15 protein-coding genes are annotated in these 14,452 nt (G+C 62.1%); 5 read left to right on the forward strand and 10 right to left on the reverse strand.

What is annotated here, in order from left to right:
- Window positions 1–65 precede the first annotated feature (65 nt).
- From BFP93_RS29330 to fdhA, 3 genes are all read left to right on the forward strand, one after another.
- Window positions 66–374: a transposase gene (locus BFP93_RS29330; RefSeq protein WP_065883309.1), complete on the forward strand. Its 309-nt coding sequence runs from the start codon at window positions 66–68 to the stop codon at window positions 372–374.
- An 8-nt stretch (window positions 375–382) separates the two neighbouring features.
- Entirely contained in the window at window positions 383–1,213 is an 831-nt protein-coding gene (locus BFP93_RS18155; protein WP_256095152.1) for an IS3 family transposase, read from the forward strand.
- A gap of 158 nt (window positions 1,214–1,371) precedes the next feature.
- Window positions 1,372–2,571, forward strand: a complete 1,200-nt coding sequence (gene fdhA, locus BFP93_RS18160) for a formaldehyde dehydrogenase, glutathione-independent (protein WP_065885453.1) — start codon at window positions 1,372–1,374, stop codon at window positions 2,569–2,571.
- 157 nt (window positions 2,572–2,728) lie between these two features.
- On the opposite strand, the gene BFP93_RS18165 is transcribed toward fdhA, so the two are convergent.
- Window positions 2,729–3,187 (reverse strand): anti-sigma factor domain-containing protein, encoded by a 459-nt coding sequence (locus BFP93_RS18165; RefSeq protein WP_065894111.1) that lies wholly within the window; start codon window positions 3,185–3,187, stop codon window positions 2,729–2,731.
- Window positions 3,188–3,311: 124 nt separating this feature from the next.
- On the opposite strand from BFP93_RS18165, the gene BFP93_RS18170 reads away from it, so the two are divergent.
- Window positions 3,312–3,884, forward strand: a complete 573-nt coding sequence (locus tag BFP93_RS18170; RefSeq protein WP_065894112.1) for a DUF2780 domain-containing protein — start codon at window positions 3,312–3,314, stop codon at window positions 3,882–3,884.
- Here the strand turns inward: BFP93_RS18170 and BFP93_RS18175 are convergent.
- The gene (locus tag BFP93_RS18175; protein ID WP_065894113.1) at window positions 3,881–4,768 is read right to left on the reverse strand and encodes an acyltransferase; all 888 of its coding nucleotides are present in this window, start codon (window positions 4,766–4,768) and stop codon (window positions 3,881–3,883) included. The two genes, BFP93_RS18170 and BFP93_RS18175, sit on opposite strands and share 4 nt — an antisense overlap.
- 231 nt (window positions 4,769–4,999) lie before the next feature.
- Between BFP93_RS18175 and BFP93_RS18180 the strand changes: the two genes are divergently transcribed.
- Window positions 5,000–5,455: a retropepsin-like aspartic peptidase RloA2 gene (locus tag BFP93_RS18180; RefSeq protein ID WP_065885457.1), complete on the forward strand. Its 456-nt coding sequence runs from the start codon at window positions 5,000–5,002 to the stop codon at window positions 5,453–5,455.
- A 19-nt stretch (window positions 5,456–5,474) separates the two neighbouring features.
- On the opposite strand, the gene BFP93_RS18185 is transcribed toward BFP93_RS18180, so the two are convergent.
- The 8 genes from BFP93_RS18185 to BFP93_RS18220 form a co-directional block, all read right to left on the reverse strand.
- Entirely contained in the window at window positions 5,475–6,104 is a 630-nt protein-coding gene (locus BFP93_RS18185) for a glutathione S-transferase family protein (protein WP_065894114.1), read from the reverse strand.
- Between the two features lie 165 nt (window positions 6,105–6,269).
- On the reverse strand, window positions 6,270–6,452 hold the full coding sequence (locus BFP93_RS18190; RefSeq protein WP_065894115.1) for a hypothetical protein: 183 nt from the start codon (window positions 6,450–6,452) through the stop codon (window positions 6,270–6,272).
- The gene (locus BFP93_RS18195; protein ID WP_065885459.1) at window positions 6,449–7,552 is read right to left on the reverse strand and encodes a PepSY-associated TM helix domain-containing protein; all 1,104 of its coding nucleotides are present in this window, start codon (window positions 7,550–7,552) and stop codon (window positions 6,449–6,451) included. The genes BFP93_RS18190 and BFP93_RS18195 overlap by 4 nt, the downstream gene beginning before the upstream one ends.
- A 62-nt stretch (window positions 7,553–7,614) precedes the next feature.
- Window positions 7,615–10,044, reverse strand: coding sequence for a TonB-dependent siderophore receptor (locus tag BFP93_RS18200; RefSeq protein WP_065894116.1), 2,430 nt, complete (start codon window positions 10,042–10,044; stop codon window positions 7,615–7,617).
- 203 nt (window positions 10,045–10,247) lie between these two features.
- Window positions 10,248–11,216: a FecR domain-containing protein gene (locus BFP93_RS18205; RefSeq protein WP_065894117.1), complete on the reverse strand. Its 969-nt coding sequence runs from the start codon at window positions 11,214–11,216 to the stop codon at window positions 10,248–10,250.
- The gene (locus BFP93_RS18210; protein WP_057723624.1) at window positions 11,213–11,731 is read right to left on the reverse strand and encodes an RNA polymerase sigma factor; all 519 of its coding nucleotides are present in this window, start codon (window positions 11,729–11,731) and stop codon (window positions 11,213–11,215) included. The genes BFP93_RS18205 and BFP93_RS18210 overlap by 4 nt, the downstream gene beginning before the upstream one ends.
- A 94-nt stretch (window positions 11,732–11,825) precedes the next feature.
- The gene (locus BFP93_RS18215) at window positions 11,826–12,533 is read right to left on the reverse strand and encodes a 3'-5' exonuclease (protein ID WP_065894118.1); all 708 of its coding nucleotides are present in this window, start codon (window positions 12,531–12,533) and stop codon (window positions 11,826–11,828) included.
- Window positions 12,530–14,452, reverse strand: a complete 1,923-nt coding sequence (locus tag BFP93_RS18220) for a putative nucleotidyltransferase substrate binding domain-containing protein (RefSeq protein ID WP_170876035.1) — start codon at window positions 14,450–14,452, stop codon at window positions 12,530–12,532. The genes BFP93_RS18215 and BFP93_RS18220 overlap by 4 nt, the downstream gene beginning before the upstream one ends.

Below are 14,452 nucleotides of genomic sequence, written 5' to 3' on the forward strand. Positions count from 1 at the left end.
TGAACTGGCCTAATGCTCCCGGACACCTCTTAAGGGCGATATGATTCGCCCAATCAGGAGGTTTCATGCAAGAGCGAAAGACCTACACCCGCGAGTTCAAGCAACGTGCTGTAAGCATGGTACTTGATGATAACTGCTCAGTTCCTGACGTCTGTGCGTCGATGGAGGTTGGCCCCACGGCTCTGCGCCGTTGGATTGAGCAGGTTCGCAAAGAGCGTCAGAAAGGGCAGCCAGTGGCAGGTACTAAGGCAATCAGCGATGAACAGCGAGAGCTTCAACAGCTGCGAGCCAAGGTCAAGCGCCTGGAGACCGAGGCTGAAATCTTAAAAAAGGCTACGGCTCTCTTGATGTCGGATCCCGATCGTTTTTCCTGATCGAGGAGCTGAGAGAGTCGAGTTCGTATCCGATCTGCCTGCTTTGCAGTGCGCTGGGCGTTTCCCGCAGCGCGTTTTATGACTGGCTTAAGCGTCGCTCAGTGCCGAATACCAAGCGTGACGCGCTCAGAGCAAAAGTTGCGCAATTGCATGACGAAAGCCGGGGAAGTGCAGGCGCGCGGATGATCTCTCAGCACTTGAAAGCCCAGCAGATCAAGGTGGGACGGCATCTGGCCGGAAAACTCATGGCGGAGGCAAATCTGGCCAGCAGACAGCGCCGCCGCCATCAGTATCGCTCTAGAGGCGTCGAAGCATTTGTGGCCAAGAATCTGCTCGAGCGTAACTTCGAGCCAACCGCAATCAATCAGGCCTGGTGCGGCGACGTTACCAGCCTGATGGTTGGTAAACGTTGGTATCACTTGGCAGCGGTCATTGATCTGTTCGCCCGCCGAATCGTTGGCTGGGCGTTTTCCCTGATCAACGACGCCAACCTGGTTAGCAAGGCGCTGAGAATGGCGGTGGAGGTTCGAGGCAAACATGCAGGCTTGATGTTTCATTCGGATCAAGGCAGCCAATACACCAGCCAGCTCTTTCAGTCCGAGCTGCTGGAGCATGGAATAACGCAAAGCATGAGCCGCAGAGGGCAATGCTGGGACAACGCGCCAACAGAGCGTTTCTTCGGGACGCTTAAATCAGAGTGGGTGCCCAATAAGGGCTACACCACAGTTGAAGAAGCCAGGCGGGATATGACCAGCTTCTTCATGCGATACAACCGAATCAGGCTCCACAGCTACAACAACTACCTGTCGCCAATAGCCATGGAGCAAAAAGCGGCATAAACACCGTAATCGGTGTCCGGGATTACTTGACCAGTTCAGCTTGCCCCCGATGAGGCCCTCACCCACAACACAAGAAACAGCATCTGTACCCAAGCACTTAACGCGCTGCCCACTCAACGGGCAACGCAGTTCCATAAAAACAACAGCGAGGTGAAAGCATGTCTGGTAATCGTGGTGTCGTGTATCTCGGCAACGGCAAGGTCGAAGTACAGAAAATCGACTATCCCAAAATGCAGGACCCGCGCGGCAGGAAGATCGAGCATGGCGTCATCCTGCGCGTGGTTTCCACCAACATCTGCGGCTCCGACCAACACATGGTGCGCGGCCGCACCACTGCCCAGACCGGCCTGGTGCTGGGGCATGAAATCACTGGCGAAGTGATCGAGAAGGGCAGCGACGTCGAAAACCTGAAGATCGGCGACCTGGTCTCCGTCCCCTTCAACGTGGCCTGCGGTCGTTGCCGCTCCTGCAAGGAAATGCACACCGGCGTGTGCTTGAGCGTCAATCCGGCGCGCCCGGGCGGTGCTTATGGCTATGTCGACATGGGCGACTGGACGGGCGGCCAGGCCGAATATGCGCTGGTGCCTTACGCCGACTTCAACCTGCTGAAACTGCCGGACCGCGACAAGGCCATGGAGAAAATCCGTGACCTGACGTGCCTCTCCGACATCCTGCCCACCGGTTACCATGGCGCCGTCACTGCCGGCGTCGGCCCTGGCAGCACGGTCTACATCGCCGGTGCCGGCCCGGTCGGCCTGGCCGCTGCCGCGTCAGCACGTCTATTGGGCGCTGCAGTGGTGATTATCGGCGACGTCAACCCGATCCGCCTGGCTCACGCCAAGGCCCAGGGTTTCGAGATCGCCGACCTGTCCACCGACACGCCATTGCACGAACAGATTGCCGCGCTGCTCGGCGAGCCGGAAGTCGACTGCGCCGTCGATGCCGTCGGCTTTGAAGCACGCGGCCACGGCCATGACGGCGTCAAGGCCGAAGCCCCGGCCACCGTGCTCAACTCGCTGATGGGCGTGGTGCGCGTGGCAGGCAAGATCGGTATCCCCGGCCTTTACGTCACTGAAGATCCGGGTGCCGTCGATGCCGCCGCAAAAATGGGCAGCCTGAGCATTCGCTTTGGTTTGGGCTGGGCCAAATCCCACAGCTTCCACACCGGGCAGACGCCGGTGATGAAATACAACCGCCAACTGATGCAGGCGATCATGTGGGACCGTATCAACATCGCCGAGATCGTCGGCGTGCAGGTCATCAGCCTGGATGACGCGCCACGCGGTTATGGCGAGTTCGATGCGGGTGTGCCGAAGAAGTTTGTGATCGATCCGCATAAGCTGTTCAGTGCGGCGTAAAGCGTTCGGCAATTAAAAAGGGCGACCCATGGGTCGCCCTTTTCATTGTGGGAGGGGGCTTGCTCCCGATGGCAGTGTGTCAGTCAATCGATGTACGACTGATCCACCGCTATCGGTGGCAAGCCCCCTCCCACATGGGTGTTGTGGTGTTTGGGGATCAGCGTGTGGCCAATGCGCCCTGGTAGACGGTCGGGCCTGTGGGTTGTTTGCTGATGGAACCACCCTTGGTCTCCGAACTCACCATCAACTCCACCGGCTTGCTGATGGTTTCCTGCTGACGCGGGTTCAGGCCGATGATGCCCTTGCCGTCCTCCGGCAACAGGCCCAGGGACACCGGCGTGCCATCTTTGGGAATTGCCCACAGCTCCAGGCTCTGGTCCGGCGCAGGTGCCGTGGCGGCAATCGGCTGCACTTCCAGGTAATCCTTGTGGGCCATGATTTGTGCGGCCGGCTGCTGGGTGGTGGTTACCAGGGTCGCCGCGGACTTGACGCTGTCCTGGGTGTAGAGCGCGCCACCAATACCGGCAACAACCACCGCGCAGGCGCCAATGAACAGGCGAGGGCGGCTCCAGAATGCAGGCTTGTGCTCAATCGCTTCGGGGTGGATCGCAGTCATAAGTCTCTTCCTGACAAATTTTGTAGTCAGTTCATGGACCCGCTTATCCCCAATGGGTTCCGGAACATCCGTCGGTATACCCAGTCCAAAGCGTGCTTTGCACCTATCTCCTGAGGTTGTCTTGATGAAGATTTCACGCGGTTTTGCCCTTTCCTGCCTGTTGAGCGTGGCCGCCGGCCCGGTCTTCGCCGCAGGTTTCAGCCTTGGCGATGCAGCCAACGCCATTTCCGGCATGCAGGGTGGCAACAACAAAGCTGCCGCCGCCGCGCCGACATCGGAAACGGCCGCCCTGCTGACGGCCCTGACCTCGCAACTCAATATCACCCCCGAGCAAGCGGTCGGCGGCACCGGCGCCATGCTCGGCCTGGCCAAGAACAAACTGAGCGGCAACGACTTTTCGCAGCTGGGCAGCAGCGTACCGGGCCTCGATCAACTGTCGGGTAACAATGCATTGGGCAGCCTCGGCGCCTTGAGCGGGATGCTCGGCCAGAACGGCGGCAGCAAGACCAGTGGCCTGGACGGCCTGCTGGGTAACGTGAAAAACACCAATGACTTGAACACCGCGTTCAGCGCCCTGGGCATGGACAGCGGCATGATCGGCCAGTTTGCCCCGGTGATCCTGCAATACCTGGGCGGTCAAGGCGCCAACAGCTCATTGCTGAGCAAGCTGGCCCAGGCCTGGGGCACCGGCAGCTAAGGCTGCTCCGCGCGCAATTGTTCGATGCGCGCATCCTTCTCCTTCCAGAGCTGGTTGACCCAGTTCTGGACGGTCTGGCGAAATGCCGGATCGTTCTCGTAATCCCCCTGCCACAACGCCGGGTCCAGATCACGGGTGCGGATATCCACAATCACCTTCGGCACCGCGCCGCTGATCAAGTCCCAGAACCCTGGAATCCTGGGTTGTGGGTACACCACAGTCACGTCGAGGATGGCGTCCAGTTGCTCACCCATTGCCGCCAGCACAAACGCGACGCCGCCGGCCTTGGGCTTGAGCAGCCGGCTGAACGGTGAATCCTGCTGTGCGCGTTTGGCCTCGCTGAACCGCGTGCCCTCCAGGTAATTGACCACGGTCACCGGCTGGCGCTTGAACAGCTCGCAGGCCTCCTTGGTGATTTTCAGGTCCTGCCCGGCCAGCTCCGGGTGTTTGGCCAGGAACGCCTTGGTGTAGCGCTTCATGAACGGGTAATCCAGTGCCCACCAGGCCAGGCCGAGGAAGGGCACCCAGATCAGCTCTTTTTTCAGGAAGAATTTGAAGAACGGCGTACGCCGGTTCAGCGCCTGGATCAATGCCGGAATATCCACCCAGGACTGGTGGTTGCTGATGACCAGGTAGGAGGTGTCACCCCGCAGGTCTTCACCGCCGCGAATATCCCATTGGGTGGGAATGCACACGGCGAAGATCAGCTTGTCGATCTCGGCCCAGGTCTCGGCGATCCACATCACTGCCCGGGACGCATAGTCACGCGAGCGGCCCGGCGCCACCAGCTTGAGCAGAGCGAACACCATCAAGGGGCCGATCAGGATCAGCGTGTTGAGCAACAGCAGCAGTGTGACCAGACAGCCGGTGAGCAGGCGGCGCATAAATAACTCTTGGAATCTTGTGGGCTTGCCATCATAAGCAAGGTGAGTCTAGAGGCCAAATCGCAAATGGCCGGACGAATGTTTCACAATGTGCCGGTTATGCTCGGTCATCCAACTAAGTGCTGTGTGCGCGGTCTAGAATTCGCCCACTTCTTTCGAGGAAATCATGCCGTGAAATTGCTCCTTGCCGCGTTTGCCCTAGCTATTCCCGTTCTGGCTGCTGCGCCTGCCATGGCCGCCGAACCGACCCTCTACGGTCGCTACGAATACATCCAGTTGCCGGAAATCGGCCAGACCTTCAAGGCCAAGATGGACACCGGCGCGCTGACCGCCTCGCTGTCGGCCCGTGACATCGAGACCTTCACCCGTGATGGCGACGATTGGGTGCGCTTCCGCCTCGGCGGCAGCGATGCGGGTAACAAGGTCTACGAACACAAGGTGTCACGCATCAGCAAGATCAAGAGCCGCGCCGACGAAGATGACGACAAGGACGAAGCCAGCGTGGCCAAGCGCCCGGTGATCGACCTGGAAATGTGCCTGGGCGACGTCAAGCGTACCGTGGAGGTCAACCTTACCGACCGCAGCAGCTTCAACTATCCGCTGCTGATCGGCGCCAAGGCCCTGCGTGAATTCGGTGCGGCGGTGAACCCGGCGCGTCGCTACACCGCCGACAAACCGGACTGCTGACGGACCCACATGGGTGATATCAGGCGGGCGGTTGGGTCTGCTGCATCGAAGGCCGCTGGCTGACCTCGGCGTACCAGGCGCTCAGCTTGGGGTTGTCTGCGCGCCAGTGCAGGTCCGGGTGGCGGAAGTCGAGGTAGCCCAGCGCGCAGGCCACGCTGATGGCGGCGATGTCGAAGTGGCTGGCCAGTTCGGCGATGGCGCTCTGCTCCAGCTCGGCCAGTGCACGCCGCATCTTGTTGCGCTGCTCGTCCAGCCACGGCTCCCAATGCTTCTCGACCGGGCGCATGGCGGTTTCGTAGCGTACCAGCACGGCGGCGTCCATGATCCCGTCGGCCATCGAGGCCAGGGTCAGGCGGCGCCAGCGGGCCGAGCCGTCGCGGGGGATCAGCGGGTTGCCGACGTGCTGGTGGTCGAAGTAATCGAGGATCACCCGGCTGTCGTGCAGCACCGAACCGTCGGCCAGGCGCAGGGCCGGGATCTTGCCGACCGGGTTGCCTTGCACTACCTCGGCGTCCGGGTTGACGGGGGTGGGCAGGCAGGCGTGCAGGGCGACGCGGTCCTGCTGACCGGTCTCGCTCAACAACACGCGGACTTTGCGTACAAAGGGTGAAGCGGGGTTGTGGAACAAGGTCATGCTGGGGGCGGACATGGGCATTCCTCGAAATAGGCTGGGGTTAGCCTAGAGGGTTGCGGGGTGGCTGGCGAGGGGGATTTTCGCTGGAGCTGATGGCCTCATCGGGGGCAAGCCCCCTCCCACACTTAAATGTGTGAATACAGTCAAAATGTGGGAGGGGGCTTGCCCCCGATGAGGCCATCAGCCACGCCGCCTGACCAACCCCCAGGCCCCAATGCCAGCCGGTATACCCAACCCCACCCAACTCAACGAATCCCACCACCCATCCCCCAGCAACGCCGCAAACAACCCGGCGGCGCTGAGCAGGCCGATCCCCAGCGGGATGCCGAACACCTTCCAGAAATTCGACTGCCTCGGCTTCATGCCTTGCCCGCCTTGCGTCGCACGATCCATAAGTAAATGCCGCTGACCAGCACCACGATGGTCAGCACATCCAGCAGCGCCCAGAGGATTTTCATCGGCATGCCGCCGTAGTCTCCGAAGTGCAGCGGCTGGGACATGCCCATGGCGTCCATGTACCACGGCCGTTGGGCGATGGCGGTGACGGCCAGGGTGCTGGCGTCGATCAATACCGGTGTGAGCAGATGGGAGGTGAGGTGGGTACTGCCTTTCATGAACACGGCGTAGTGATGCTCGCTGGAGAAGCGCGTACCGGGGAAGGCGATAAAGTCCGGTTGCATGCCGGGCGCAGCCTTGGCGGCGATGCTCAGCAAATCGCTGGCCGGCGCGCGTTGGGTCAGCGGCGGGGCGTCTTTGTAGGGTTCGATCAGGGCGCTGAGACTGTCCTGGCGCCAGGCGGCGATGATCAGGTCGGCACAGGCGCTGATCACACCGGTCACACCCACCACCAGCGCCCAGGTCAGGGTGACCACGCCGATCAGGTTGTGCAGGTCGAGCCAGCGCAGGCGGGTGGATTTGTCCTGGCGCACGGTGGCGAACTTCAAGCGGCGCATGAACGGCAGGTACAGCACCGTCCCCGAGACAAGCGCCAGCACGAACAGCAAACCCATGAACGCCAGCAACAGCTTGCCGGGCAGCCCGGCGAACATGTCCACATGCAGGCGCAACAGGAACAGGGTGAGCCCGCCATTGGCTGACGGCATCTCCACCGTTTCGCCGGTGCGCGCATCGAGCATGAAGGTATGCGACGCATTCGGCTCGGTACCGGCCGTGGCGGCCATGATCGCGATGACACCATTTTTGTCATCCTCGTCCCAGGCCAGGTACTGCATGGCCTCGCCGGGGCGATGGGCCTGCGCTTTGGCCACCAGCTGCTCCAGGTTGAGCTGCGGCGTATCGGCGGGCATCTGCTTGAGCTCGGGTTCGTTGCCCAGCAGGTGATCGATCTCGTGATGGAACACCAGCGGCAGACCGGTGAGGGCGAGCAGCAGCAAGAATACGGTGCAGATCAGGCTGGTCCAGGTGTGGATGAAGGACCAGCGGCGGATGGTTTTGCTTTTCATTTTCTCGCCTTCAGACACACCAAAGCCGCCCTGGTGGACGGCCTGGTTGTTAACTCAGCCGATTACCACTGGTAGGTGGCGCTGGCGACAACGCTGCGTTGGTCGCCGAAGTAGCAGTAGGAACCGTCACAGGTGGAAATGTAGTCCTTGTTGAACAGGTTGGTCGCGTTCACTTTCACCGACGCGCCCTTGAGGCTGTTGTCCAGGCGGCCGAGGTCGTAGTGCACGGCACCGTCAAATACCGTGTAGGCGTTGGCTTTGCCGGACCAGGTGTTGGCCTGGTCGCCGTAGGTATTGCCGGTGTAGCGGGCGCCAAAGCCGATGCCGAAACCGTCGAGGGCGCCGGTATGCCAGGTGTAGTCAGTCCACAGGGAGGCTTGCTGGTTAGGCATCAATTGCAGGCGGTTGCCTTTGAAGTCGCCTTTTTGCACTTCGGATTTGGCCAGGGTATACGCCGCGATCACCTTGAGGTTTTCGGTGACGTCAGAGATGGCTTCCAGCTCCAGGCCCTTGACCCTCACTTCGCCGGTCTGGTCGGTGAGTGACACGCCACCGGACTGGAAGCTGGTGACCAGTACGTTTTTCTGGGTGAGGTCATACACCGCCGCGCTCAGCAGCGTATTCGAGCCGGGTGGCTGATACTTGATCCCCAACTCCCACTGCTTGCCCTCGGTGGGTTTATACGACTCGGTGGGAGAGACGCTGGCATTGCTCGCCGGTTGGAACGATTCGGCGTAGGAGATATAGGGTACGAAGCCTGAGTCGAACACATAACTCAGCGCCGCGTTGCCACTGAAGTTCTTGCTGCGGTCGGTGTTGGTCGCATCGTTTTTGTTGAAGTATGTGGTGCCCTGGTGCACCCAGTCTTCACGACCGCCCAGGGTCAGGCGCCAGTTGTCCAGGGCCATCTGGTCCTGCACGTAGAGGCCGGTCTGGATGGTTTTCTGGTTGTAGTCATAGAACGCGGTGGAACGCGCCGGCCGCACGACCGGCTGGGTATTGACCGGGTTGAAGATGTTGATCGTTCCGGCGAGGCCGAAAATCGAGGTGTAGGAAGTGTCGGTGCGCTGATGGTCCAGGCCCAGCAGCAGGGTATGGGTGATATCGCCCGTGGCGAAATCCGCCTGGAAGTTGTTATCCACCGCGAACTGGCCAATGTCCTCGTCCACGTTGGTCGACGAGCGGCTGATATTGCCGGCCGCGTCCGCTGGCGAGAAGGCGAACGAGCCCACGGTCAGTTGCTGGAAAGCCAGTTCCGACTTGGTGTAGCGCAGGTTCTGCCTGAACTGCCAGGTGTCGTTGAAACGGTGTTCGAAGGCATAGCCCAGTGCGTAGTAAGTGCGGTCGTAATACTCGTAATCCGGATCGCCGAGGTTCTTGTGGTGCGAGATGTCCCCCAGGGGCGATTTGATCTTGGTGCCCTGGATCGGCAGGAACTGGCTGGTGGTGCCGGTATCGTCACGGGTGAACTGCGACAGGAACGTCAGCTTGGTATCGGTATCGATATTCCAGGTCAGGCTTGGCGCGATGTTGTAGCGCTTGTTGTCGATGTGATCGACCTGGGTGCCGGCATCGCGCACCACGCCGCTCAAGCCGTACAGGAACTGGCCTTCGTCATCGATCTTGCCGGTGCTGGCAAAGTTGATCTGACGATAGTTGTCGCTGCCGTATTGCACTTGGATGGCGCTGCTCTGTTCGGCGCTGGGGCGGCGACTGACCATGTCCAACAGGCCGCCCGGCGGGGTCTGGCCGTAAACCGAGGAGGCCGGGCCGCGCAGCAGGGCGAGGCGATCGAGGTTCCAGGTTTCGGCTTTCGGGTTGGCGTACACACCACGGGGCAGCGGCAGGCCGTCGAGGAATTGGGTGGGTTCGAAGCCACGCACGCGCATCCAGTCGTAGCGGGTGTCGCTGCCGTAGCTGGCGGACACGATGCCGGGCATGTATTTGACTGCGTCGTCGAGGTTCTGCACGTTGCGATCCTGCATTTGCTCGCGGGTCGCCACCGAGATCGAGCGCGGCGCCTCGACCAGGGCCGTGTCGGTCTTGGTGCCGGCGGCAGTGCGCTTGGCCAGGTAGCCCTCCACCGGCCCCCAGGCGCTCTCGTAATTACCTTGACCAATAATGCTGGTCTGCGGCAATGCCACCACGCCGTCCGCAATCGCCACCAGGGTAAAGGTCCCTGCGCTGCTTTGCTCCAGCTGCAGCCCAGTGCCGCGCAAGGCTTCGCGCAATGCGCCCTGGGCATCGAATTGGCCCTTGACCGGTGCCGAGGTCTTGCCGGCGGCGAGCGTCGGGTTGAGGGTGAGCGCGAGACCGGCCTGGCTGGCAATCTGGTTCAGGGTGGCGGCCAGTGGGGCGGCCGGCAGGTTGTAGGCGCGCACGCTGGCGGACTGTTCGGCGGCGATCAGCGTGGGGCTGATCAGCGGGGCACCGAGGGCAATCGCCACGGCTAACAGGCTGGGGCGCAACAGAGTGTCTAGCGTGCGGGACATGGGTGGCTCCTGAATGGAAATATTTCTCAATTGCCTAGGTGCCGGACGAGAATCGGAAAGTGATAGGGCGGGGTGGAAATATTTTTTCGGTGGTGTTTTTGAGGGCCTTATCGGGGGCAAGCCCTCCCACACTTTGATTTGTGAACACAGTCAAATGTGGGAGGGGGCTTGCCCCCGATGGCGATCTTCAGATGCCGCAGAACCTAAGGCCTACCCTTGACGGTCACCCACCACGGCGTGTGCTGCTCGATCCGCACCGGCAGGGTCGGCAACAGCGCATTGAGCGCCAGGGTGGTGTCGTGCAGCGGGAAGCTGCCGGTGATGCGCAGGTCGGCGACGCTGTCATCCACACCCAGATGGCCGCTGCGATAACGGCCGAGTTCGGCCACCACATCGCCCAGGCGGGCGTTATCGACCACCAGCATGCCGCGGGTCCAGGCGTCGCTGGCCGGTGGGACGGCAAGCAGCGCGCCAAGGCCGTCGCTGCGCATCAGCACTTGCTGGCCGGCCTTGAAAATCCGTTCCTGAGGCAGTGCTTCAGGCTGTGCGGCCACCGCCGATTGCAGCACGCTCAGGCGCGTGGCGTGGTCTTCGCGCCTCACGATGAACCGCGTACCCAGCGCCCGCAGGTTGCCGTCGCGGGTCTGTACAGAGAATGGACGCGCATCGTCATGGCCGGTCTCGACCAGGATTTCGCCCTCCTGCAACACAATCACGCGGCGTTTATCGTCGAAGCGCACGTCGATGGCCGTGTGGGTATTGAGACTGATCCGGGTGCCGTCAGCCAGCTCAAGGGTGCGCTGCTCACCGGTGGCGGTGCGTTGATCGGCCAGCCAATAGTGGATGGGCACATAGCGCTCACCGGCAAACAATCCCAGCCCGCACACCAGCACAATGCTCGCCAGGCCACGGCCCAGTTTGCGCATGCGCTGGCGCGCACTGTCGTGGGAGTGCAACAGCGCGGCCCGCGCGGGGCCGGACGCTGCGCTGAAACGCTGGTCGAGCATGCCCAGCTGGCGCCAGGCGCGGGCGTGTTCTTCGTCGCTGGCCAGCCACTTGGCGAATTCTTCCTGTTCCACCACGCCGCCGTCGCCGGAATCAAGGGACAGTTGCCAGGCAATCGCGGCGTCCAGCACGCGGGCCGACACCGGCTTGCCACTGATCAGGCTCATGATGGCTCGCCATACAACGCGATGTAGCACTGGCGAATGCCCTGGGCCAGGTACTGGCGCACGCGCGGCACCGACACACCCAGGCGCTGGGCGATGTCTGCATGGCCCAGGCCGTCGAGGCGGTTATAGAGGAAGGCGGCGCGGGCTTTGCTCGACAGTTTGCCGAGCAGGCGGTCGATGGCCTTGAGGTCTTCGAGGATCAGTTGCTGTGCTTCGGGCGATGGGTGTTCGCTTTCCGGGATCAGCATCAATTCGGTGAGGTAGGCCTGTTCCAGGGCGGCGCGGCGGAAGTAGTCGAACAGCAGACCCTTGGCAATCGCTACCAGGAAGGCGCGTGGCTCGCGGGGTTCGCGCAGCCCGTCACGGCCGAGCAGGCGCATGAAGGTGTCCTGGCTCAGGTCTTCGGCGCGGCTCGGGCAGGCCACGTTGCGCCGCAGCCAGGCCAACAGCCAGCCACGATGGTCGCGATACAACGCGCCAACAAGCTCACTGTGTGGGGTCTGGGCCGACGACAAGGCATCACCGAATAAAGTTTAAACTAACGAGAATTATTCGCGATTGTGTCAGAGCGGTGATGTAGGCGCAATTGGCGTCTGTCGGGCAATGCCACTAAAACGATGGCGCCTGTTTACGCCGCCGCCATTGGCTCAAGCGCTCCTGCAGCGCCTGGGGCGTGTCGATGTGTTGCCGGCGTGCACGGCTGAACAGGATCAGCATCAGCTCCGCCGTGGCCAGTGCATCGGCGCTGGCGTGATGGCGCTCGCCCACCTGCAAGTTGAAATGGTTGATCCACTCATCCAGACCGGCCTCACGGATGTTCGCCTCGGGGCACAGCAGCGGGGCGATATCGGCCACATCGAGAAAGGGATGGACCAGGCGATAACCCAGGCTCTCCTTGAGCGCCCGGCCCAGCATGTGTTGATCGAACGGCGCATGGAAGGCCAGCAGCGGGCTGTCGCCCACGAACGCCATGAAATCGAGCAGCGCATCCACCGGGTCGCTGCCGGCCGCGATGGCGCTGGGCCCCAGGCCATGGATCAACACGCTGGGGCTGAGTTTTCCGGCGGTGCGTTGCAGGGTGCGTTCGAACATCTGCGAGAAATCCACCGCGCCGTCCTCGATCACCACGGCGCCAATGGACAGCACCTGGTCACGGTTGAGGTGCAGGCCGCTGGTTTCCAGGTCGACCACCACCCAGCGCTGGCTGCGCAAGGGCTCATTGCCCAGTACGGCGGGCGCGGGCAGTTGGCCCAGGCGTTGCTGCTGCGCCGCATCGAGCCGCGGTTTTTTCGCGCGCAACCAGTTGAACAGGCTCACAGCTGATACCGCAAGGTCAGGCTGCTTTGCAGGCGCTGGGCCTGACGCAGGGATTCGCGCAGGATGCGCCGGTCCAGGTGATTGAGGCTGTCGGGATCGACGCGGTTGGAATACGGCAGGTTTTCCCGGGTCTGCATCTGATGCTGCTGCATGCGGGTTTGTTGAATGAAGTGGTAAGCCTCTTCATACGCCGCGCCGTCCAGCCGCTCGATCACCTGCCGGGCAACCAACTGGCGCAGCCGCTCCAACGTATTGTTGGCGTGGATGCCATGGGCCAGGGCCAACACACGCGCAGCGTCCACGAACGGCGTGAGGCCCTGCACCTTGAGATCCAGGGTGGCCTTTTCCCCGCTTTTGCGCGTCAGCACAAATTCGCGAAAGCGCCCTACGGGTGGGCGTTGGCGCAAGGCATTCTCGGCCAGCATGCGCTGGAACAGCCGGTTATCCGCCACCTGATCCAGAATGCCCTGGCGCAGTTGCTCGCAACCCTGCTCATCGCCCCACACCACGCGCAGGTCGAAATAGATGCTCGAACCCAGCAGGTTTTCCGGCGTGGCTTCGCGAATGAACGCGGCAAACCGGCGGGCCCATTCGGCCCGTGACAGGCACAACTGCGGGTTGCCGGCCATGATATTGCCCTTGCACAGGCTGAAGCCGCACAGCGCCAGGCTCTGGTTGATCTGCTGCGCCAGGGGCAGCAGGCGTTCGCGAATCTCGGCGGCTTCCACGGCGTCTCGGGCCTCGAACAGGATGCCGTTGTCCTGGTCGGTGTACAGCGTCTGTTCACGGCGGCCTTCGCTGCCAAAGCACAGCCAGCTGAAGGGCACGCCGGGGTCGCCTTTTTCCGCCAGGGTCAATTCGATGACCCGGCACACGGTGTGATCGTTAAGCAAGGTAATGATGTGGGTGATCTGCGTAGACGACGCACCGTGGGCGAGCATGCGTTCGACCAACTGGCCGATCTCGCCGCGGATCGCCACCAGTTGTTCCACACGGGATGCGTTGCGGATGGTCCGCGCCAGGTGCACCAGGTCGACGCGCTGCAGGGAAAACAGGTCGCGCTCCGAGACCACGCCGCACAGGCGCTGGTCCTGCACCAGGCATACATGGGCGATATGCCGCTCGGTCATGGCGATCGCCGCGTCGAACGCGCTGTGGTCCGGGCTCAGGAAGAACGGCGCCTGGGTCATATGACCGGCGATGCCTTGACTGAAATCACCGGTGCCGTCGGCCACCACCTGGCGCAGGTCACGCAGGGTGAAGATGCCCAGCGGCGCCTTGTGTTCATCGACAATCACAATGCTGCCGACCTGCTGCTCGTGCATCAGCCGCACCGCTTCGCGCAGCGCAGTGTCCGGGCTGCAGGTGACCGGGTGGCGCATGGCCAGCTCACCCAGGCGAGTGTTCAACGAGTATTGGGTGCCGAGGGTTTCCACGGCTTTTTGCTGCACCTGCTGGTTGACCTGGTCGAGCAGGCTGCTGACGCCGCGCAAGGCGAAGTCACGAAACGGGCTGGAAAGGGCGAACAGCTTGATGAACGCCATCTTGTTCAGTTGCAGGCAAAAGGTGTCTTCGCAGGCTTTGTGCTCGGTGCGGGTGGCGCGCTCACCGAGCAGGGCGGCGAGGGGGAAACACTCGCCGGTGGTGATTTCGAACGTGGGGTCTGTGGCGTCCGGCCGCTCGCCGACCACGCGGCCCTGCTTGACGATATAAAAATGCTCGACCGGCCCGCCCGACGGTTTGAGGATGCTGTCGCCGGGGCCATAGAAACGCAGTTGGCACTGCTCCACCAGAAACGCCAGGTGCGCATTTTCCATCTGGTTGAACGGCGGGAAGCGCTGCAGGAATTGCAGGGTGCCGTGGATATTCTGCAACACGGCGGTTTTACCCGCCTGCGTGAAAGCATCAGCTTTACTCAT

It is taken from the genome of Pseudomonas sp. 44 R 15, from assembly GCF_900004965.1.
Classification (GTDB): domain Bacteria; phylum Pseudomonadota; class Gammaproteobacteria; order Pseudomonadales; family Pseudomonadaceae; genus Aquipseudomonas; species Aquipseudomonas orientalis_A.

Coding starts and splice junctions, on each gene's coding strand:
- BFP93_RS29330 (WP_065883309.1), top strand. CDS start 66: ATGCAAGAGCGAAAGACCTACACCCGCGAGTTCAAGCAACGTGCTGTA.
- fdhA (WP_065885453.1), top strand. CDS start 1,372: ATGTCTGGTAATCGTGGTGTCGTGTATCTCGGCAACGGCAAGGTCGAA.
- BFP93_RS18165 (WP_065894111.1), bottom strand. CDS start 3,187: ATGACTGCGATCCACCCCGAAGCGATTGAGCACAAGCCTGCATTCTGG.
- BFP93_RS18170 (WP_065894112.1), top strand. CDS start 3,312: ATGAAGATTTCACGCGGTTTTGCCCTTTCCTGCCTGTTGAGCGTGGCC.
- BFP93_RS18175 (WP_065894113.1), bottom strand. CDS start 4,768: ATGCGCCGCCTGCTCACCGGCTGTCTGGTCACACTGCTGCTGTTGCTC.
- BFP93_RS18180 (WP_065885457.1), top strand. CDS start 5,000: ATGGCCGCCGAACCGACCCTCTACGGTCGCTACGAATACATCCAGTTG.
- BFP93_RS18185 (WP_065894114.1), bottom strand. CDS start 6,104: ATGTCCGCCCCCAGCATGACCTTGTTCCACAACCCCGCTTCACCCTTT.
- BFP93_RS18190 (WP_065894115.1), bottom strand. CDS start 6,452: ATGAAGCCGAGGCAGTCGAATTTCTGGAAGGTGTTCGGCATCCCGCTG.
- BFP93_RS18195 (WP_065885459.1), bottom strand. CDS start 7,552: ATGAAAAGCAAAACCATCCGCCGCTGGTCCTTCATCCACACCTGGACC.
- BFP93_RS18200 (WP_065894116.1), bottom strand. CDS start 10,044: ATGTCCCGCACGCTAGACACTCTGTTGCGCCCCAGCCTGTTAGCCGTG.
- BFP93_RS18205 (WP_065894117.1), bottom strand. CDS start 11,216: ATGAGCCTGATCAGTGGCAAGCCGGTGTCGGCCCGCGTGCTGGACGCC.
- BFP93_RS18220 (WP_170876035.1), bottom strand. CDS start 14,452: ATGAGTAAAGCTGATGCTTTCACGCAGGCGGGTAAAACCGCCGTGTTG.